The 18,840-nt window shown below is 74.5% G+C and carries 12 protein-coding genes, 2 tRNA genes and 4 pseudogenes; 8 read left to right on the forward strand and 10 right to left on the reverse strand.

Features of this window, described 5'->3' with window-relative positions:
- On the reverse strand, positions 1-445 hold a 445-nt coding region (locus EAO76_RS16890; protein WP_148836804.1), incomplete at its 3' end, for a DUF309 domain-containing protein.
- 109 nt (positions 446-554) lie between these two features.
- Between EAO76_RS16890 and EAO76_RS16895 the strand changes: the two genes are divergently transcribed.
- The 5 genes and pseudogenes from EAO76_RS16895 to EAO76_RS47615 form a co-directional block, all read left to right on the forward strand.
- Entirely contained in the window at positions 555-3,188 is a 2,634-nt protein-coding gene (locus EAO76_RS16895; RefSeq protein WP_148836792.1) for an AAA family ATPase, read from the forward strand.
- Between the two features lie 49 nt (positions 3,189-3,237).
- A tRNA-Pro gene (locus EAO76_RS16900) sits at positions 3,238-3,311 on the forward strand.
- A gap of 221 nt (positions 3,312-3,532) precedes the next feature.
- Positions 3,533-4,546 carry a hypothetical protein gene (locus EAO76_RS16905; protein ID WP_148836793.1) on the forward strand — a complete coding sequence of 338 codons (1,014 nt, stop codon included), beginning with the start codon at positions 3,533-3,535 and terminating at the stop codon, positions 4,544-4,546.
- A gap of 125 nt (positions 4,547-4,671) precedes the next feature.
- Positions 4,672-5,811: a hypothetical protein gene (locus EAO76_RS16910; RefSeq protein ID WP_148836794.1), complete on the forward strand. Its 1,140-nt coding sequence runs from the start codon at positions 4,672-4,674 to the stop codon at positions 5,809-5,811.
- A 986-nt stretch (positions 5,812-6,797) separates the two neighbouring features.
- Positions 6,798-6,893 (forward strand): annotated as a pseudogene (locus EAO76_RS47615) (transketolase); the annotation flags it as partial.
- Here the strand turns inward: EAO76_RS47615 and EAO76_RS16920 are convergent.
- Together EAO76_RS16920 and EAO76_RS16925 are read right to left on the reverse strand one after the other, a co-directional pair.
- Positions 6,888-7,388, reverse strand: a pseudogene (locus EAO76_RS16920) (transketolase); the annotation flags it as partial. The pseudogenes EAO76_RS47615 and EAO76_RS16920 overlap by 6 nt on opposite strands.
- Positions 7,389-7,445: 57 nt before the next feature.
- Positions 7,446-8,147 carry a transketolase gene (locus EAO76_RS16925; protein WP_148836796.1) on the reverse strand — a complete coding sequence of 234 codons (702 nt, stop codon included), beginning with the start codon at positions 8,145-8,147 and terminating at the stop codon, positions 7,446-7,448.
- 127 nt (positions 8,148-8,274) lie between these two features.
- On the opposite strand from EAO76_RS16925, the gene EAO76_RS16930 reads away from it, so the two are divergent.
- Positions 8,275-8,348 (forward strand) — tRNA-Pro (locus tag EAO76_RS16930).
- A 99-nt stretch (positions 8,349-8,447) separates the two neighbouring features.
- On the opposite strand, the pseudogene EAO76_RS47315 reads toward EAO76_RS16930, so the two are convergent.
- A pseudogene (locus EAO76_RS47315) lies at positions 8,448-8,690 on the reverse strand (tyrosine-type recombinase/integrase); the annotation flags it as partial.
- Here EAO76_RS47315 and EAO76_RS16940 point away from each other — a divergent pair.
- A pseudogene (locus EAO76_RS16940) lies at positions 8,679-8,867 on the forward strand (polysaccharide deacetylase family protein); the annotation flags it as partial. The pseudogenes EAO76_RS47315 and EAO76_RS16940 sit on opposite strands and share 12 nt — an antisense overlap.
- A gap of 38 nt (positions 8,868-8,905) precedes the next feature.
- Here EAO76_RS16940 and EAO76_RS16945 read toward each other — a convergent pair.
- A complete protein-coding gene (locus tag EAO76_RS16945; protein WP_148836797.1) occupies positions 8,906-10,759 on the reverse strand; it encodes a hypothetical protein in 1,854 nt (617 codons plus the stop codon).
- 189 nt (positions 10,760-10,948) lie between these two features.
- Here EAO76_RS16945 and EAO76_RS16950 point away from each other — a divergent pair, with 189 nt between their 5' ends.
- Positions 10,949-11,962: a LuxR family transcriptional regulator gene (locus EAO76_RS16950; RefSeq protein WP_148836798.1), complete on the forward strand. Its 1,014-nt coding sequence runs from the start codon at positions 10,949-10,951 to the stop codon at positions 11,960-11,962.
- A 54-nt stretch (positions 11,963-12,016) separates the two neighbouring features.
- Here EAO76_RS16950 and EAO76_RS16955 read toward each other — a convergent pair whose 3' ends face one another.
- Genes EAO76_RS16955 through EAO76_RS16975 form a run of 5 tightly spaced genes read right to left on the reverse strand, consistent with a single transcriptional unit; the run spans position 12,017 to position 18,645 of the window.
- Entirely contained in the window at positions 12,017-13,486 is a 1,470-nt protein-coding gene (locus tag EAO76_RS16955) for an NAD(P)/FAD-dependent oxidoreductase (protein ID WP_262375539.1), read from the reverse strand.
- Complete coding sequence (locus EAO76_RS16960; RefSeq protein WP_148836799.1) at positions 13,483-15,384, reverse strand: ABC transporter ATP-binding protein; 1,902 nt, start codon at positions 15,382-15,384, stop codon at positions 13,483-13,485. Before EAO76_RS16960 ends, EAO76_RS16955 begins: the two co-directional genes overlap by 4 nt.
- The gene (locus EAO76_RS16965) at positions 15,381-16,193 is read right to left on the reverse strand and encodes a class I SAM-dependent methyltransferase (protein ID WP_148836800.1); all 813 of its coding nucleotides are present in this window, start codon (positions 16,191-16,193) and stop codon (positions 15,381-15,383) included. The genes EAO76_RS16960 and EAO76_RS16965 overlap by 4 nt, the downstream gene beginning before the upstream one ends.
- Positions 16,190-16,798 carry a hypothetical protein gene (locus EAO76_RS16970; protein ID WP_148836801.1) on the reverse strand — a complete coding sequence of 203 codons (609 nt, stop codon included), beginning with the start codon at positions 16,796-16,798 and terminating at the stop codon, positions 16,190-16,192. Before EAO76_RS16970 ends, EAO76_RS16965 begins: the two co-directional genes overlap by 4 nt.
- Positions 16,795-18,645, reverse strand: a complete 1,851-nt coding sequence (locus tag EAO76_RS16975; protein ID WP_148836806.1) for an alpha/beta fold hydrolase — start codon at positions 18,643-18,645, stop codon at positions 16,795-16,797. Before EAO76_RS16975 ends, EAO76_RS16970 begins: the two co-directional genes overlap by 4 nt.
- Between the last annotated feature and the right edge of the window lie 195 nt (positions 18,646-18,840).

Here is an 18,840-nt window from a genome sequence, read left to right on the forward strand (position 1 = left end):
GGGCTCGACGTCGGCGGGCTGGCCGGCCGGCCAGTTCCCCGGCCCAGCCGGCCAGCCCGCCGACGTCGAGCCCGTACGGGTGGTCCGGCACGAACGGGGCGAGCGCCGCCGCCCCGCGCCGCAACAACCGGGCCCCGCCCGTCGCGTTGCCCCGGGCCGCGTGCGTCAGCCCCACGGCCAGCTGCGCCAGCCCCCGCCACAGCTCCCGCTCCGCCCCCGGACCCGACTTCCAGGCGTCCTCGAACACCTCGTGCGCGTGGAAGGGCATGCCCGCGTCCAGCAGCCGCTGGGCCTCCCGCACCGTCTCCTCGGGCGTACGGACCACGCCCTCGGGCTGCCGTTCGACGCCCGCCGCCCCGCGGGGGAGGGGGCGCCCCAGCCCGTCACGGGGACGCGCGTTGCGCGCCCGGCCCTCGGCATCCCGGTCCCTGCGAGTCTCGTCCACCCCACGATTGTGCCCCGCACCTGCGGTGAACCGCCGGAACCACTGTCCGTTGACCCTTGTTCACGACTAGTGTCGAAACCAATCCGTACCACCCTAGGGGAGGGTAGGCATGAAGCCGTCCCGGCCGCTGTACGAGCGTGAACCGGAACTTGCCGCTGCCGCACAGGCCGTGGACGCCCTATGCGGCGCCCAGGCCGTCGGCGGGCTGCTGATCTTCAGCGGCGAGGCCGGCATCGGCAAGACAGCACTGCTCGGCGAGATCCAGGCCATGGCCGCCGACCGATGCACGATCTGGTCCGCCCGTGGCGGCGAAACGGTCACGTCCGTGCCGTTCCACGTCGTGCGCCAACTGCTGCAGCCCGCGCTCGACCAACTGCCGCCCGACGAGGTGCGCGCCCTGTTCGGGACCTGGTACGAGATCGCCGCGCCCGCGCTCGGACTCGCCGAGCCGAGCGGCCCGCAGCCGGACCCGCAAGGCGTGCGCGACGGCCTGGACTTCGTCGTCTCCCGGCTCGCGTCCCGGGTCAGCCACCGCCCGCTGCTGCTCATCGTCGACGACGCGCACTGGGCGGACGGCGAATCCCTCGCCTGGCTCGCCTCGTTCACCGCCCGCCTCGGCGAACTGCCCGTACTGGTCGTCCAGGCCCACCGCCCGGAGGAGCTGGCGGCGCGGCTGAAGGAGAGCGGGCCGGGCAGCGGCCACCCGTCCCAGGTGCGGGTCGCGCTGCGCGCCCTCACCCCGGACGCCACCGCCGAACTGGTCCGCGCGGCCCTCGGCGAGCACGCCGACGACCCGTTCTGCCGCGAGGTGTGGGCCGTCACCGGCGGCAACCCCTACGAGGCGGTCGAACTCGTCGCCAAGGTGCAGGACCGCGAACTGGCGCCGCTGGAGGAGTCGGCCGGACTGCTGCGCGAACTCGGCGCCTCCGCCCGCGGCAGCGGCCTCGTCGCCCGGCTCGAACGGCTCGGGACCAACGCCAACCGCTTCGCCTGGGCCGCCGCCGTGCTCGGCACGGAGATCTCGCAGGGCCTCGCGGCCAGCCTCGCCGGCATGAGCCCGGCCGAGGCCGCCGACTGCACGGAGCGGCTGCGCGAGGCCCGCATCGTCACCGGCTTCGACCCGCTGGAGTTCGTCCACCCGCTGATCGCGAGCGCGGTGTACCGCTCCATCCCGCCGGCCACCCGCACCGCCATGCACGGCCGGGCCGCGTGGGCGATCACCCGGGCCGGACTCGGCGCCGCCGCGGCCTCCCGGTACCTGCTCGAAGTGCACCCGGACGACGACCAGGAACTGGTCGGCCAACTCCGCGAAGCGGCCCGGCAGCACCTCGCGGTCGGCGCCCCGGACGCAGCCCGCCGCTGCCTCGAACGCGCCCTGGAGGAACCGCCGAGCCCGCAGGTGAAGGCCACCCTGCTGTACGAACTGGGCTGCGCCACCCTGCTCAGTTCCCCGGCCACCACCGTCCAGCACCTGCGCGCGGCCCTCGACATGCCCGGCCTCGACGAGGAGCGGCGGGTCGACGCCACCTACCGCCTCGCGGCCGCGCACTCCCACAACAACCAGCTGAAGGAAGCGGCCCTCGCCCTCGCGGCGGAGGCCGCGCGCACCGCCCCCGGACCCGGTCTGATGCGGCTTCAGGCCGGAGCCTTCCTCTGGGAGGGCATGCAGGCCGCCGAGGACGACGGACCCGGCCGCTCCGCCCGGCTCGCCCGCAACGCCGACCACCTGCACGGCCGCGACAACGCCGAGCGCGCCCTGCTCACCATCCGCGCCTTCGACGCCATGATGCGCGGCGAGAACGCCCAGCTCGTCGTCGACCTCTGCGAACGCGCCCTGGTCGACGGCCATCCCGCCCGGGGACTGGGCTGGACCGACGCGGAATGGGGCTTCGAGCTGCCGACCCTCGTCGGCATCACCTACGCCTTCACCGACCAGCTCGACCGGGCCGAGCAGCTCTTCGGCGAAGCCGTCCGCGCCTTCGAGATCTCCGGCTGGAGCGGCGCGCACCTCGCGTTCGCCCACACCCTGCTCGGACTCGTCCACCGGCGTCGCGGCCGGCTGGCCGAGGCCGAGGGCTTCCTCCGCGAGGGGCTGCGCCTGGCCGACCGGGTCGGCAGCGGACTGCCCGTCCACTGGGACGCGGCCTGTCTGCTCATCGACACGCTCCTCGCCCGGGGCCGGGTCAAGGAGGCCCGCGAGATCGCCGACCGCTACGCCTTCGGCTCGCCCTACCCCAGTGCGATGGTGCTCCCCGACGGCCCGTGCGTGCGCGGTCGGCTGCTGCTGGCCGAAGGCCGTACGAAGGAGGCGATCTCCGAACTGGAGGCGGCGGGCCAGGCACTCGAACCCCGGGGCAGGTTCAACGGGGTGTGGGCGCCCTGGGCCGGTGACCTCGCCCGCGCACTGACCGAGGAGGACCCGGAGCGCGCGGCCCGGCTCGCCGCGACGGCCCGGACGCACGCCGAGCGCTTCGGCACGGACACCTCCATCGGCGAGGCCCTGCGCTGCGTCGCCCTCTTCGCGGAGCCCGAGGACGCCACCCATCTGCTCGCCGAATCCGTCCGGCACCTGGAGGCGTCCCCGTCGGCGTACGAGCACGCGCTCGCCCTCGTCGACTACGGCATCGCGATCCGCTCGCCGCGCGAACTCGCCAGGGCCCAGAAACTGGCCACCGCGTGCGGCGCCGAATCCCTGGCGAACCGCGCCCACCAGGCACGGGCGTCGATCCGGTCCTCGGAGTGAGGTAATGTTTGTCCTGCGCGGTCACCCGGGAACACCGGGGGATTCGCATCGGGACGTGGCGCAGCTTGGTAGCGCACTTGACTGGGGGTCAAGGGGTCGCAGGTTCAAATCCTGTCGTCCCGACTCGTGAGAGTCGTAGATCAGGGTCGGTTTCGGAGACATCCGAAGCCGACCCTCGGTCATTCTTGGGGGCGGCCGGGACCGACACGCTCGGGCAGTGGCCGGTGGGTGGACGGGGCCGGACTCCCCGCCCGGTTCCGGCAGTCCCGGGCGTGGACCGTCCCGGCCGCCACCGGCCCCGCCGCACCGCTCCGGCACCACGGAGCCGACAGGAACGAGAGCCCATGAGCCCGAGCCCGCGCCGAAAGTACGTCGTCGTTGCCGCGGTGGCCGCCCTGGCACTCGCGGGCGGGGTGCTCGCCCGGGGCATCGGCAACCGCGACGGGTCCGACAACGACCTCGACGACGCCTGCCACGGATCGGTCGCCGTCGAGGAGGCCCGGAACTTCTTCGACGGCGCCGAGTTGGAGGGCAAGGGCCACACGGGGGAGTGGGTCGGCCACGAGACCGACTGGTGCTCGGTCCGGGCCGGGGGCGACGACCGGAGCGCCACGCTCCGGCTGCAGATACGGCCCGCCGCCGCGCACCGGAGCTCCGGAGCGGCCGAGGAGCCCGGCGCGGCGCCGATCGGACACGGCTGGAACGGCTCGGTCGCCGTCCACGGCCGTCCCCGGGCCGCCGTGCTCGTGGACTGCGCCCCGCTCGCGGGCAAGGGGCTGCTCGTCCTCACCGAAGCGACCCGGGAAGCCGACGAACTGACCACCGATCAGATACGTGACGTCGCCCGCCTCGCCACCGAGACCGCCCGCCGCGCGGCCGAACGCTTCGACTGCGAAGGGGCCCTGGGCACGCGCCCCGAAACGGTCGACCGCACCGGCGTCACGACCCGCCCGGCCGCCGGGGCCGACGCCACCTGCCGGGACGTCGTCAGCTCGCGCAACGCCCGGCTCGCGCACGTCGCCACCGTCGACGAATACCCGGCCGGCCGCGCCCTGACCGAGGAATGCAGGGTGAACCGGGGCGAGCACGACCACGTGCGCCTCAACGCGTACTACGGCCCCTCCGCCCTGCAGGAGAAGTACCTCGACGACCGCTACCCCGGCAGCGTCACCGGCTCCCGCACCCGGTCGCACGCCTGCCGGGGCGCACTGGGCACCGCGTACTTCAAGCTCACCCCTCCGAAGCGCGGCGACGGCCGGCCCGCCCCGGTCGACGCCCCGACGGCCGAGGTCTTCGACGAACTCCTCGCGGCCTTCGCCAGGAGTTCCGCGGCGCGCCACGGATGCCCCATGACATGACAAGGCGTCAGATCGCTTGGTCCACAGGGACGTTGGCGCGGCCGTGACCCCCATGTGATCAACGCGTCGTAACCTTCACCCGGCCAGGGGGTTCGGGCGGAGACGGTCGAGGCGGGGGACAGCACATGACGTACCGGCGTGCGGTGATACCGGCACTGCTCGGAGGGGTACTGCTCACGGCGCTCCTGTGGTGGGCGGGGGAGAGTCTGCAGGCGCTGCGCCTGCAGGGCGCCACGGACGCGATCGGGGGCCGGGCCGCCGCCGAGCTCGAACGCTGGCTCATTCCCTGGTCGTACGAGCCTCCGGCCGGGGCGTGGGCGGGCGTTGACGCGCCCGGGGGCCCGGCAGGGGGCGACGGAGCCCGCTACCTCGCGCTGCACGGGACCGCGCTGCGGATCAGGTTCGCCGCGGTGTTCGCCTTCTTCCTGCCCGGGGCGCTGCTCCTGATCCGCGGGCTGCCGCCGGTGCACGGCCGGATGCCGGCCACCCTGCTCGCGGTGTGGACCTGGGGAATCGTGGCGGGGACGCTGGCGGTGACCGTCTCCGCGCCATGGCTGATCGCCTCGTACGGCCACGGCAGTTACCGCTTCCTGCCCCGGCTGGCGAGCGCGATCGCCGCCGGCCGGCAGATCCTGGTGGTGACCGCCCTGGCCGCGGCGGCGGTCGCGGTGCTCGCGGCGCGGATCACCGCCAAGGGTGCCGGTCCGCTGCCCAGGGAGTCCGTCCCGGCACGTGCCGCCCGGTCGGCCGCCACCGCCGGGACCGCGGTGATCGCGCTGTCCCTGGTGGTCCTCTCGTACCAGCCGGTCGCCGCGGCCATCCAGACGGCCTCCCCCGGCAGCGGGCCGCTCGCCGAACCGGGCGACCTGCTGCGCCAGTGGCTGCTGCTCGGCGCCTGGTCGGACCCCGGGGGCTCCGACACCGGTGCCTGGCTCCTGTACCGCGCCGCCGATGCGCTACTGCTCGTCGTGGTGTGGTGGGCGCTGCGGTCGCTGCCCGGACTGCTCACCCGGGCCACGGTCCCGGCGATGGCGGCCGGTGCGGTCTGCGCGACGGTCCTCGGGCTGCTGGCGGGCCAGTTGCTGCGGGCGGCGGCGACCGACGGCACGGGTGCGCACGGGGGACTGCCGCAACTGTTCGCCGCCCTCGGCGATGGCGTCCCGGCGGCCCTGACCTGCGGGCTTTTGGCGGGAATCGCGGCGGCCGTGACGCTGCGGGCGGCCTGCCGGGGCAGCGGCCCCGCCACCGGCCCACGGGCCCCGTGAAACGGCCGCCGCGACCCGCCCCGTCGCGGGGCGTCATGGGCGCGAGGGGGGTTCTGCCTGGTGGGGCGGGGTCCCGTACTCTTTCCCGGGGTCGGCCCGACCGGGGCGGGCGAGGCCCGGGGAACGCGAGGGGGCGGAGTCATGCGGCACGACCGCGGTACGGACAGGGCACTCGACGTACTGGTCTGTCTGGCCGGGGCGGACGACGTGCGGCAGGCGGTGCGGGAGCGGATCGGGGTCGCGGAGCGGCCGGGCACGCTCGTTCCCGGGAGCCGCTGGGACAGCCTGCCGCGGCTCTCGGCCGACGCGCTGCCGGCCTCCGCCCGGCTGTGGGTCCTGGAGGAGGACCGGGCGGACCTGAACGAACTCCTCGTCCTGGCCGACGGGTTGCCCCGGGGGCTGGAGTCGGCGGTCCTCCACGGCGAACCCTTCGGGCCCGGCAGGAAGGAACCCGTCCCGGTGCTCGGGGCGCTGCGGGAGCGGCTCCTCGCGGAAAGCGCCGAGCGGCTTCCCGCGGCGGAACTGATCCCCGCGCTGCGGGCCGCGAGGACCATGCGCCAGGGCCGCCGGGCCGTCCGCTCGACGGGCCGCGGGGACTGGCCGCGCGTCATCGCGGCCGACACCGAGCAGCCGCTGCCCGGGTACACGCGATGGGCGCTCGCACTACGGCCCGACTGCCCCCCGGTCCTGCGGGAACGCTTCTCCGCCCACCCGGGCCACGCCCACCGGACGCGGCTCGCGGGCATCGTCGACGGCCCGGAGACCTATGTACGGGAGTGGCGTTCGGCCCGCACGGTGCTGTGCGCCCTCGGCACCGGCCGCTGGGCGTTCCCCACCCGGACGGGGGAGGCCGAGAACGCGCTGCGGCCCCTGGTGCGCGACTCGTTGGGGGCGAACGTCGAGGCCGAGGGCGACGAAGAAGTCCGGGTTGTACAGGAGCAGGCAGGTTCCGTCGCCGCTCGCCACCACCGCGGCGGTCTCCACCGTACGACTGGCCGGCCGGTGGCTTCACCCACATGGCGCCGGGCGACGTCGCCCTCATGGACACCCTGGAGGGGTGGACGGTCCAGGTGCCGGGCCACCGCGTTCGACTGCAGCGACAGCCGCACGTACACCCGGTCGTCCCCGACCGCGGCCTCCCGCAGAAGTTCCTCGGCCTCGTCGGGGTGGCCCGGCACCTGGACCGTCCACCCCTCCAGGGTGTCCATGAGGGCGACGTCGCCCGGCGCCATGTGGGTGAAGCCACCGGCCGGCCAGTCGTACGAGGCTCCCGCGCTCACCAGCACCCCGCCCACCCCCTGGTGGCCGAAGTCCAGCTTGACCTGCTCGAACGGCCGCTCCACCAGAAAACTGGCGAAGGTGTGCACGATCGGCCGCAGACCGGTGAGCGCCATTCCCGCGCCCGCCCCGATCAGCAGCTGTTCCCTGATGCCGACGTTGACGACCCGGTCCGGATGGGCCCGCTCGGCCCGGGCGAAGCCGTCGCGGCTGATCTCGGCCAGCACCAGGGCCAGGCGCGGGTCCTCGTCCAGCAGCTGTGACGTGGTCGAGATGAAGCGGTCACGCATCGTGTCCATGTGAAGTGTCCCTCTCCTGCATCGCTGTTTCGGTGGGGCGGCGTTCGTCCGGAGCGTTCAGTCCTTCGGATCGACCCGGGCGACCACGGCCCGCGGCCGTCCGGGGTGCGGCGCGGTGAAGGCCGCGTACAGCGCCTCGTGGTCCCGGCCGTCCACGGACTCGACCGACCAGCCCGCGGCCTCGAAACGGGCCGCGATCCCGCCGGGCCGGCCGTGGGACGCCGAAGCGTTGTCGATCACCACGGTGTGCAGCTGCTCCAGCCCGGCCGGGCCCGCGTAGGCGATCGCCTCGTGATTGCTGCCCTCGTCCAGCTCGGCGTCGCCGATCAGCACCCACACCCGGGGGTCGGTGAGCCCCTGGGCCCGCAGCCCGAGCACGCTTCCCACGGCCAGCGGCAGCCCGTGCCCCAGCGACCCGCTGCCGATCTCCGCCCCCGGCACCAGCATCCGGTCCGGGTGGTGCCCGAGCGGCGAGTCGTACGCCCCGAACCCCGGCAGCAGCTCCTCGTCGAAGAAGCCGTGCGCGGCCAGGACGGCGTAGTACGCCATCGGCCCGTGCCCCTTGGACAGCAGGAACCGGTCGCGGCCGGGCGCGTCGACGGTGTCGGGCGTCACCCGCAGCACCCGGTCGTACAGCACCCACAGCACGTCCAGCGTGGACGTCGCGGCGGGGCCGTGCTTCTCGTCCCCGGTCATCAGTCCCATCAGGCGGTTCATGTCGCGGTGGTCGGGTGTCCGTGCGGTGGTCGTGTTCGTCATGTGACCAGCGTTGAACATCAAGCTTGGTTGAGGTCAAGTGGCAAAGGCGTTCGTGACCACCCCACCGAGTGCGGTATTGTTCTCATGCGCGTTCGGCCAGCGGGGAAACCCCAGGTCAGGCGGGCATCGGGACGTGGCGCAGCTTGGTAGCGCACTTGACTGGGGGTCAAGGGGTCGCAGGTTCAAATCCTGTCGTCCCGACTGGAGACAGTCGCAGGTCAGGGCCGGTTTCGGAGGTATCCGAAACCGGCCCTTGATCATTCTTGGGGACCAGTTGGGGACCGGTGCCCTTGACCGAGGTCAGCGGGTCATGACGATCGGGCCCGGCGGCGAGCGCGGTGCGCGCAACACGCCGAGGTGCGCGGAGAGCGCCGCCCCGGCAGCCGTGATCTTGTGCATGTCGGGGTGCGGGTGTCGCTGGGTCGTGGTCGGTGACCCGTGGCCGGCGATGCGTCGCAGGACGTGGACCTGCACGCCTGCGTCGGCGAACCAGGTCAGTCCGGTGTGCCGGAGGTCGTGGCGGCGCAGGTGCTCGTGGCCGAGCGCGTCCTCGGCCGGGCGTCCCGGGACGGGATCATCCTGCTGCACGACATCTACGACGGCACCGTGCCCGCCGTGCCCGGCATCATCGACGCCCTCACCGCCCGCGGCTACACCTTCGTGACGGTGCCGCAGCTCCTGGCCCCCGGCAGGGCCGAGCCGGGCGAGGTCCACCGCTGAGGCGCCCGGCCCCGCCGCTGCCGTCCCCCCGGCGCCCCTCATGGGACGCTCCGTTCCGCCGCGAGTCCGCCGCCCACCAGGTCCAGGCCGTGCCGGAGCCGTCGGAAGTAGGTGGCCCGGCTGATGTGGAGCTGCTGGGCGAGCCACTGATGGGTCCGCGGCCGTCCGAGGTAGTAGCGCTGGAGAATCCACCCGGCCTCGGCCTCCTCCCGCACCTCGCTGTCCGCCAGCCGCCGCACCGCCTCCCACAGGTCCGCGCGCAGCTCCGCCACCGTCCGGGGGCGCGGCGAGGAGAGCAGCGGGCTCTCGGCCAGCCGGGCCGGGTCGGCGATGTTGGCGAGGGCGCGGGCCACCTCCTGGCCAGTCGGACGCGGGCCGCCGCGCGTCCCCGAGGCGCGGGCGAGCCGCTCCGTCCAGTCGGGCAGCGTGGCGGAGCCGAAGTCCTGGCTGAAGATCTCGGGCTTGCGCCCGCAGCGGTAGACGTCGTCGGTGGTGGTGCCGTGATGCTGGAAGCGCAGCCCGCGCAGCAGTCGCTGGTAGTCCGGGTTCGGGGTGGACACCGTCAGCAGCAGGCCGCCCACGATGACTTGGCGCAGCAGGCCGCGCAGCAGGTGCGCGTGGGCGCCCCGGTCGGGGCAGTAGGCCGCGCCGAGCAGCCATCCCCCGGTGCCGCGCGGGCGGCCGAGCAGCCGGTCCGTGTGTTGCTGGAGCAGCGGTTCCACACAGTTCATGGTGCGTTCGGTGACCTGCTGGGTGTTCGTCAGGCCGATGATCCGGTCGCCGCCGTCCCGGATCAACTGGAAGCTGGTGGGGTCGTCGACGAGCCAGCGTTCCACCAGGCGGTCGGTCCAGCGCACGTCCAGCCCGCCCTGCCGGGCCCACCGGCGCATCAGGGTGCCGATGGCGTCGGCGTCGTCCGGGGCAGCGGTGTGGATCACGTCCCGGGTCACGCTGATGGGGAACATGGTCTCGCGGACGGCGTCGTCGTCGGCCAGGGCCATGATCCCCTCGATGAGACGGCTGCGGCGGTCGGCGGCGGGTTCGTCGGCCAGCAGCTTCTTGCGGTGGGCCAGCGCGCGGGCCCACGCGCCGCGGTGGGCGGCGGGCCGACGCCAGCGATGGGCCAGTTCGATCACCCCGCGGAAGGGCTCGGCGAGGGCCAACCCGAGTTCGGTGGGGACGACCGGGCTGAGCCCGGCCAGGGTGTCGAACAGATCCGGGTCGGCGTCGAGCAGTTCCTCGTCCGCCGACCACACCGTGGCCAGCCGGACCAGGGCGTGCTGCCACGGCCCGGCGGGCCGCTCCCGGGAGAGCCGCTCCACGATCTCCCGGGCGGCGCCGTCGGCCACCGCCCCGGCCGCGGTCGGCGGCGCACCCGCGTGGACGGCCCGGCAGGCCGCGTCGGCGATCAGCGGGTTGCCCGCGGCGAGCCGGACGATCAGTTCCCGGCACCGCGCGTCGGTCACCCGCGCCTCCGCCGCCAGACGCCCGATCCGCGCGTCCGGCCACGGGCCGGTCTCCAGGACCGCGACCCCCGTGCCGGCCCATCCCGGCCGGGCCAGCAGGGAGCGCCTGCTGACCACGAGGACGGGCCGGCCGCTTCCCGGCGGGCGCAGCCGCAGCGGCTCCAGCGCGGCCAGGGCGCGGTCGTCGTCGGCGCTGTCCACGACCAGCGGGTCCGGGGTGTCCTCGGCGAGCGCGGCCGGCAGCCGCTCCAGGGCGCCGGGCCGGTCGAGGTCAAGGAGGGAGACGGGCCCGAGTCCGGCGGCTAACCGGGACTTCCCGCTGCCGAGCGGGCCGGTGAGATTGGCCAGATCACGGCTTGCCACCACCTCCCGCAGGGAGTCCGGCGTGGCTTGTACCGGCGGTGCGGCCGCAGGTGCCTCGGCCATCGGACCTCCAGGATCACTTCGGTGCACGGCCTCCTGTCATAGCGATCAGAACCCGATCATTCAAGTGGTCACGCATCCGGAACTTCCCTGGTACCGGCGGGGCGTGAGACTTCGCTGAGACCTCACGCCCCGTCTCCCCGGGCAGACTTGTGCTCCGTCGTCCCGCCGGACATGTTCAAGGGGAGGGCCATGGGGACCCACACGATGTCGCCACTCGGTCTGAGCAGCACCGAGGAAGCGGTGTACCGGTTTTTCCTGCGGAATCCGGGCGCCGCCGTCCGTGACGCGCGCACCGCCGCGCCGATGGACGGGGAGGGCGTGGACCGGGCCGCGGCGCGGCTGCGCGACCGGGGGCTGCTGCACGGGAGCGAGGCGCGGACCTGGGCCACGGACCCGGGGGTCGTGGTGGCGCGGCTGGCGGAGGAGCAGTTGGACGCCGCCTACCGGACGCTGCGCCGCCTCGCCGACCCGCGGCCGATCCTGCGCTCCCTGTGGCGGGACGCCCCCGCCCCCTCCTTCGCGGGCGGCGGGGGCGTCCACGCGGGGTCCGCGATCGCCCTGGACCGCCTGGAGGACCTGGGGCAGGCCCTCGCCCGGATCGACCGGGCGGCCTTCCACACCGACGCCGAGATCCTGGCGGCGGTGCCCAACCGGGCCCTGGTCCCGCTGAGCACGGCCCACACGCTCTCACTCGGCCTGCGCTGCCTGCGGCGCGGCGTCCGGGTGCGGACCCTGGTGGGGAGCGAGGCTCCGACGTCCCGGACCGGCGCGGACCAGCTCCGGCGGCTGCGCTCCCACGGCGCGGAGGTCAGGGTCGCGGAGGGGTTCGCGGAACTGGTGCTGGTCTACGACCGGCGCACCGCGCTGGTCCCCGTCGATGCGGACGACATCGACCGGGGCGTGCTGTGCATCGAGGAGAGCGGCCCGGTGAGCAGTCTCGTCACCCTCTTCGAGAGGCTGTGGGCGGCGGGGACGGACCTCGTCGACCGTCCCGAATCGAATCCGGGCACCGACAGCCTCACCGGGACCCAGCGCACGGTGCTGCTCCTCATGTGCACCGCCACCAAGGACGAGGTGGGCGCCCGGGCGGCGGGCATGTCGCTGCGCACCTACCGGCGCCATGTCTCCGATCTGCTGGCCCTGCTGGGCGCGTGCAGCAGGGCCCAGGCGGCGCTGTTGGCACGCGAACGCGGCTGGGTGTGACTCGGGCCCGCGGCCCGCGCACCGGGGCCGGGCGGCACCGGCCGGGCCGGGTCGTCATGCGGCCGGGGTTCCCGCGCCGACCGGGCCGAGCACGGGCAGCGGCCGGCCGAACTCGCGGCGCAGCGCCGACCGCGCCGCGAGCAGGCCGCACATGCCGTGCACCCCGGGTCCGGGCGGGGTGGCCGCCGAGCAGAGGTAGACGCCGGGCAGCGGGGTCCGGTAGGGGTCCCACCGGGGGACGGGCCGGAACACGGTCTGCCGCAGGCCGATCGCCCCGGTCGCGATGTCGCCGCCCACGTAGTTGGGGTTGTAGGCGGCGTAGTCCCGTCCGGACAGCCCGCGTTGGGCGACGATGGAGTCGGTGAAGCCCGGCGCGTACCGCTCGATGGCCGCGCGGATCACGGGCAGCGGGTCGCGCGCGCTGCCGTGCGGCAGATGGGCGTACGCCCACACCGGGCGGCGCCCGGCCACCTCGCGCCCCGGGTCGGTCACGGCCGGGTCGACGACCAGGACGAACGGTGAATCCCCCTCCCTGCCACGGGCGTTGGCGGTCTCCTGGCGAAAGACCTCGGCCGCCGTGCCGCCCAGGTGCACGGTGCCCGCGCGACCGGTCTCCGGGGCCGACCAGGGGATCGGTCCGGAGACCAGGAAGTCCGCCTTGCCCGCGGCCGGGCCGTACCGGTACCGGGACAGCCACCGGGTGTAGCCGGGCGGCAGGGCGCCCCCGGCGAGGCCGGGCAGCGCGGTCGGCGCGATGTCCAGCAGGACGGCCCGCGCCCCCGCCAGTTCCCGCAGGTCGGTGATCTCCCGCCCGGTATGCAGTTCCCCTCCGTGCGCCCGGATGTCATCGGCCATGGCCTCGGCGATGCGGGGGCTGCCGCCGCGCGGCAGCGGCCAGCCGGGGCCATGGGCCAACTGGGCCAGCAGCAGCCCGACCCCGGCGCCGGGCAGCGAGGGCAGCGGGCCGACGGAGTGCGCGGCGGCCCCGGCGAGCAGCGCGGGAGCCGCCTCGCCGCGGAAAGTACGGGGGCCGAGCCGGGTCCCGTGGAGCAGGACCCGGCTCAGTACGGCGGGCGCGGCGCGCAGCCCGCGCGGGCTCCGTAGATCGGACAGCAGCAGGTCGACCATGGCGTCGCTGTGTGTCAGCAGCGGTTCCATCAGCCGCCGCCAGCGCGGCCCGTCCGGGCCGAGGCCCGCGCAGGTGGCGTCCAGGTCGTGGTGGGCGAGGGCCACCCGGTCGCCGTCCAGCGGATGGGCGTAGCTGACGTCGGGCCGCAGCATCCGCACGCCCCGTCCGGCGAGGCCGAACTCCCGGAAGAACGGCGAGGCCATCGCCATGGGGTGGACGGCCGCGCAGATGTCGTGCACCACCTCGGAGTCGAACAGCGCGGCGCCGCGCAGTCCCCCGCCGATCGTGTCGGCGGCCTCGTACACGGCCACCCGCAGTCCGGCGCGGGCCAGGGTGACCGCGGCGGCCAGCCCGTTCGGCCCGCTGCCCACGACCGCCGCGTCCACCGTGCTCACCGGACGGCTCCCGCGCCCGGCGGGGCGGCCGGGACCGGCTCGGGCACCGGACCGGAGCCCGGCACCGCGCCCTGGGCCCCGTCCGGTACGGGGTCCGACGCGGGGCGTCCGCCGAGGGGGCCGTCGACGAACTGGGTGGCGGCCAGCCGCCGGTAGAGGGCGTCGTTGCCGAGGAGTTCGGTGTGCGTGCCCACGGCGCGCACCCGGCCCTCGTCCAGAACCACGATCCGGTCGGCCTCGGCCACCGTGGAGATCCGGTGGGCGATGGCGACGACCGCGCACCGCCCGGCGATGCCGCGCAGGCTGTCGCGCAGCGCCGCCTCGGCGTCGGAGTCCAGGTGCGCGGTGGCCTCGTCGAGCAGCATCACGTCGGGCTTCTGGAGCAACGCCCGTGCCACGCAGAGCCGTTGCCGCTGTCCGCCGGAGAGTCCGGTGCCCTGGTCGCCGAGGAAGGTGTCGAGGCCGTCCGGCAGCTCCGCCACCACCTCGGTGAGACCGGCGAGTTCGACGGCCTCGGCGATCTCCGCCTCGGTGGCGTCGGGCGCGGCGTACACGATGTTCTCGCGGAGAGTCCCGCGCATCGCGGCGTTGTCCTGCTGGACGTAGCCGACCCGGCCGCGGATCTCGGCGGACGGGAGGTGGGCGATGTCCCTGCCGTCGAGGAGGATCGCGCCGCCCCGGGGCCGGTAGAACCGCTCGATGAGCTGGAAGACGGTGGTCTTGCCCGCGCCGGAGGCGCCCACCACGGCGGTGAGCCCGCGGGCGGGGACGGTGAACGACACGCCTTCCAGCACCGGCCGGTCGCCGTAGCCGAAGGAGACGTCGCGGAACTCCACCGCGGGGTGGCCGCCCTGCGGGGCCGGACGGGCGGCCGGGTCGCCGGCGGGGGCGTCGGTCCGGCCGTCGGCCGGGTCCGCGGTGCCGGCCGGGTGCTCGTCCTCCTGCGGCAGGGTGTCGAGTTCGTCCACGCGCTGGACGGCCGCCCGGCCCTGGAGGTAGGTGCCGATCGAGAGGAAGACCAGGACCAGCGGCGACACCAGGTAGAACAGGTACATCGTGAACGCCGAGAAGTCGGCCAGGCTGATGGAGCCGGTGACGACGCGGGCCATGCCGATGCCCATCACGGCGGCGAGCGACGCCTGGAGACCGACATTCAGCGCGGGCGTGAACAGGGCGTTCAGCACGGTGACCCGGTTGCCGGAGGCGCGGGCGCGGTCGGCGGACTCCGCCAGGCGGCGCTGCTCACGGCCCTCGGCGTTGGCGGCCTTCACCGTCGTCAGGGCGGCGAGCACGCGCTGCAGGTCGGCGCCGAAGTCGCCGGTGTCCTCCCGGTTGGCCAGGGCGGCCCGGCGCAGCGCGCGGGCCAGCCACACCGACCCGGTCCCGGCGATACCGAGGCATCCGACGGCGACCAGCAGCAGCCAGATATCGGTGAACGCCATCATCACCACGGCGCCGACCACGATCAGCCCGTTGAGGACGATCTGGGCGAGGCTCTGGGTGAGCGCGATCTTCATCAGGGAGGTGTCGGCGACCAACCGGGTGTGCAGGTCGCCCTGGCGCCGGGTGTCGAGGTGCGCGCGGTCGGCCCGGAGCACCTTGCCCGAGAGCAGGACCCGGGCGTCGCGGACGATGTTCTCCCCCGCCCTGCCGATGAGACAGCCCTGGGCGGCGGAGAGCACGGCGTCCAGCAGGAACAGCACGACCAGCGCCACGACGACCCCGACCACCGGGCGGTGGTCCCCGGCGGCCCTGATCAGGTCGGCCAGCAGCACCGGCTGCGCCAGGGTGCACACCACGCCCAGCAGTCCGAGGGCGGTGCCCCCGAGCAGCAGCCGCCACTGCCCGCGCGTCAGGTTCCGCACGGTGCCGCCGGACGCCGCCGCGGTGGCCTTCATGACCGCTCCTCACCGGAGGCGGGGCGGCGGTAGCGGCTGATGTGGACGCCGCTCCCCTCGGGCAGGAACGGGCCGCCCGCCCAGTCGCCCTGCCGGGACACCAGGACGAGACCGGCGTCGGCGGCGTAGGAGTCGACGTCCTCGGCGGTGGTGAGCCGGGTGATCTCGGTGCCGATGCTCACCCGGCCGCCCTCGTGCACCAGGTGCGAGGCGTGCCAGAGCCCGCCGGGGATCAGGGTGGAGTAGGTCTGCACGCCGGTGCCCGGTTCGGCGTAGGGAATGAAGAAGGAGGTGCGGGCGAGCCCCTCGTGCAGGGCGGTCACGAAGCCGGGGTTGTGGGTCTCCACGACGAGGGTGCCGCCGGGTGCCAGGTGCCGGGCCGCGCGCGCGACGGCCGTCCGCTGCTCCGTCGGGTCGCAGATCAATGAGAGGGTGGCGCAGATGCAGTAGACCAGCCCGTACCGGGAGTCGTCGGCGTAGGTGCGGATGTCGCCGTGCACCGGGGTGACCGGGGCGCCGGTGGCGTCGATGGTTTCGCACAGCCGCTGGAGCATCTCCGGCGAGGAGTCCACACCGACGACCTCGCCGGAGAGCCGGGCAAGCGGGACGGCGACGCGTCCGGTGCCCACGCCGAGTTCGAGGGTGCCTCCGCCGGGGTGCCAGGAGGCGAGGACCTCGGCGGTGCGTTCGGCGGAGCCGTCGTGGGGCAGCAGGCGGTCGTAGAAGTCGGCGAACACCCTTCCGTAGCCGATGTCCTGGACCTCGGGGACGGTGGCCACGGAGGCCCAGGAGGGGGCGGCGGTGCTCATACGGTCTCGCTTTCTCGCGCCGGTGCCGAGGTCTCGCGCATCGGTGTGTAGGGGGAGAGGAAGATGATCTCGGGCTCCTCGGCCTCGTCGTAGCCCGAGTTCTGGACCAGGGCGAACTGGAAGCCCTTGACGTCCGGCGTGCCGGACCGCTCGATCTCCTCGCGGAAGAATTTGCGCAGGATACGGAAGGAGGGCAGGGCCACGGCCACCTCGAACCCGCGGTCGAGGACGCGCAGGATCTCGCTGCCCAGGTCGTACACCGCCTTCTCGCTGCGCCGTTCGGGGAACCAGACGAACTGGCGGGCGCGGCGGCCCTGGATGACCTCCAGCGCGGACCAGTCGGAGGTCTCGCCCGCCTCGTCGAGGGTGCGGTAGTAGAACTGGAAGTCGTGCTGGGCCGGAGTCGGGGCGAAGAAGCGCCAGTTGGGGAAGATGCTGGAGAGCGGGTCGAGCCGCTGGACCCGGTCGAAGGACGGGTGCGGGTGCTGGCAGCAGACGGCGCCGAGGAAGGTGAGGCCGGCCACGAGGCGGACCTTGCCGTCCGTGCCGCCGAAGGCGCGGGTCAGCAGCGAGCCCGTGGCGCGCGGGAGACGGGGGTCGCTCATCGGGTCTCCTCCTCGGACGCGGCGGTCCGGCCGGACGGCTCCGTCCCGGTCAGGGGTCCGGGCCGGGCCCCCGGTTCCCGCCCGGCGGTGTCGGCCAGGAGGGCCAGCAGGTGGCGGAGCGTCTCGGCGGCGTACTGGGGGTCCGTGAGGATGCCGTCGTGGTCGGCGCCCTCGATGACGACGTTTCGGACGGTCCGGTCCCCGCTGTGGGCGTCGGCGAGGTCCTTGTGCATCAGCAGGTGCTCGGGGTCGCGGTCCACGGTCCGCTGGGCGGAGAGCACCAGGGCGTGGGTGTCCAGGGCGTCGAGTGGCCCGGTGAAGGAGGGGAACTCCTGCTCCACGGCCTTCCACTCACGCACCGCGGCGGTCCACACGCGGGAGTCCGCGAATTCCATCCTGACCTTGTCCCGCACCTGCTCGGGCAGGTTGGCGACCGGCTCGGGCACCCGCATCAGCGCCCCGAACCCCAGCCGCAGGCTGATGGCCATGGTGCGCAGGCCCTCCCCGATCCGCGGCGCGGTCGCGCCCTGCTGTGCCGACCGGGTGAGCTGGCCGGGGTGCGAACTGTCCACGTAGACGACGGAGTTCACCCGGGAGCCCAGCCTGACCGCCGCGCGGCGGGAGATCTCGCCGCCCAGGGAGTGGCCCATCAGCACCACCTGGCGCCCCTCGGGGACCGCCGCGTCGATCAGGTCGACCAGGTCGTCGACCGACTCCTCCAGCGTGTACTCTCCGTCCGCGCGGCGCCGGCTGGGGCCGTAGCCGGCCCTGCCGTACATCAGCCACTGCCGGTCCCCGCCGCCGAGGGCGCGGGCGATCCAGGCGAAGTACGCGGGGCAGGCGCCCAGTCCGTGCACGAAGACCACCACCGGGTCCGTACTCCGGCCGTCGAGGGTGCTCTGCACGCTCAGTTCGTTGCCGTGCCGGGTGGTGACGACGGAACCGCCGTGCGGGGTGTCGGTGACGCGCAGCCGCCGGGCCACCGCGACCGTCCCCAGCACGGCCGCGCCGCCCGCCGCCAGCAGGGCCACCGTGGCCGGCATGGTGTCGTCGCGGCCCGCCACCGCGGGGTGGCTGCGCGGCGTGCTGGTGTAGGCGACCATCGGGTGCATCGCGGCGAAGGCCGGGAGGAACCTGCCGAGGCCCATGACGTAGCCGTTGGCCATGTGGAAGAGGACGGCGCCGCCCAGCACCGGGCGGGTCAGCCGGCCGCCCTTCAGGTAGAGCACCGGGAACAGGCACTCCAGGCCCAGCACACCGTAGACGACGGCGCGGGTCGAGCGCGGGTAGCGCTGGGTCAGCTTCCAGACCCCCTCGTGCCCGTACGTCCTGGTCCGCATCACCCCCGCCAGCGCGGCCCCCGACCGCCAGTCGGGACCGAGCAGCTTGACCCAGCCGGAGATCAGGTAGGACAGGTTCCCCTGGAGCGCGACGTACCAGAGCAGGGCGTCCTGGGTGCGGGACGAGGGGGCGAGTCTGGCCAGCCCGGTCACGGTCTGCACCATGGTGGACGCCTGGTCGGAGCCGTCGGTGCCGTAGCGCTCGGCCGGGTAGAGCAACGCCCCACTGACGCCGAGGTAGAGGGTGGCGGCCCCGCGCCACCGGCCGTTGCCGGGCAGCATGAGGGCCGCGCTCGCGGCCACCCGCCCGGCGTGCAGCGCCCGGTTGGTCCGCTCGTCGGAGGCCAGGTCCAGCAGCTTGCGGAAGGGCCTGCCGTAACGGGCGTACGCGTCGCGGGAGATGGCCCATTCGTTCAGCCGGCTCGACCGGTGCTCCCGGCGGCGCGCGAGGTGCTCGACGCTGGACAGCAGGGACGTCGCCGCCGCCAGCCGCTCGGAGGCGCCCATGGCTTGCTCGCGGGAGAGGGGGACGGGGCCTTGCAGGGCGGACAGGACCGCGCGCAGCGTCGGCCGCTGCCTGCGGGGTCCACTCGGTCGGGTGGGGCGTGAGGGCATGGACGGGGCCTTCCGTGCTGGGGACGAACGAGGTGGGGCCGCCGGTGGGAGGCTGGGGACGAACGAGGTGGGGCCGCCGGTGGGAGG

The organism is Streptomyces sp. sk2.1, assembly GCF_008120935.1.
Lineage (GTDB): Bacteria > Actinomycetota > Actinomycetes > Streptomycetales > Streptomycetaceae > Streptomyces.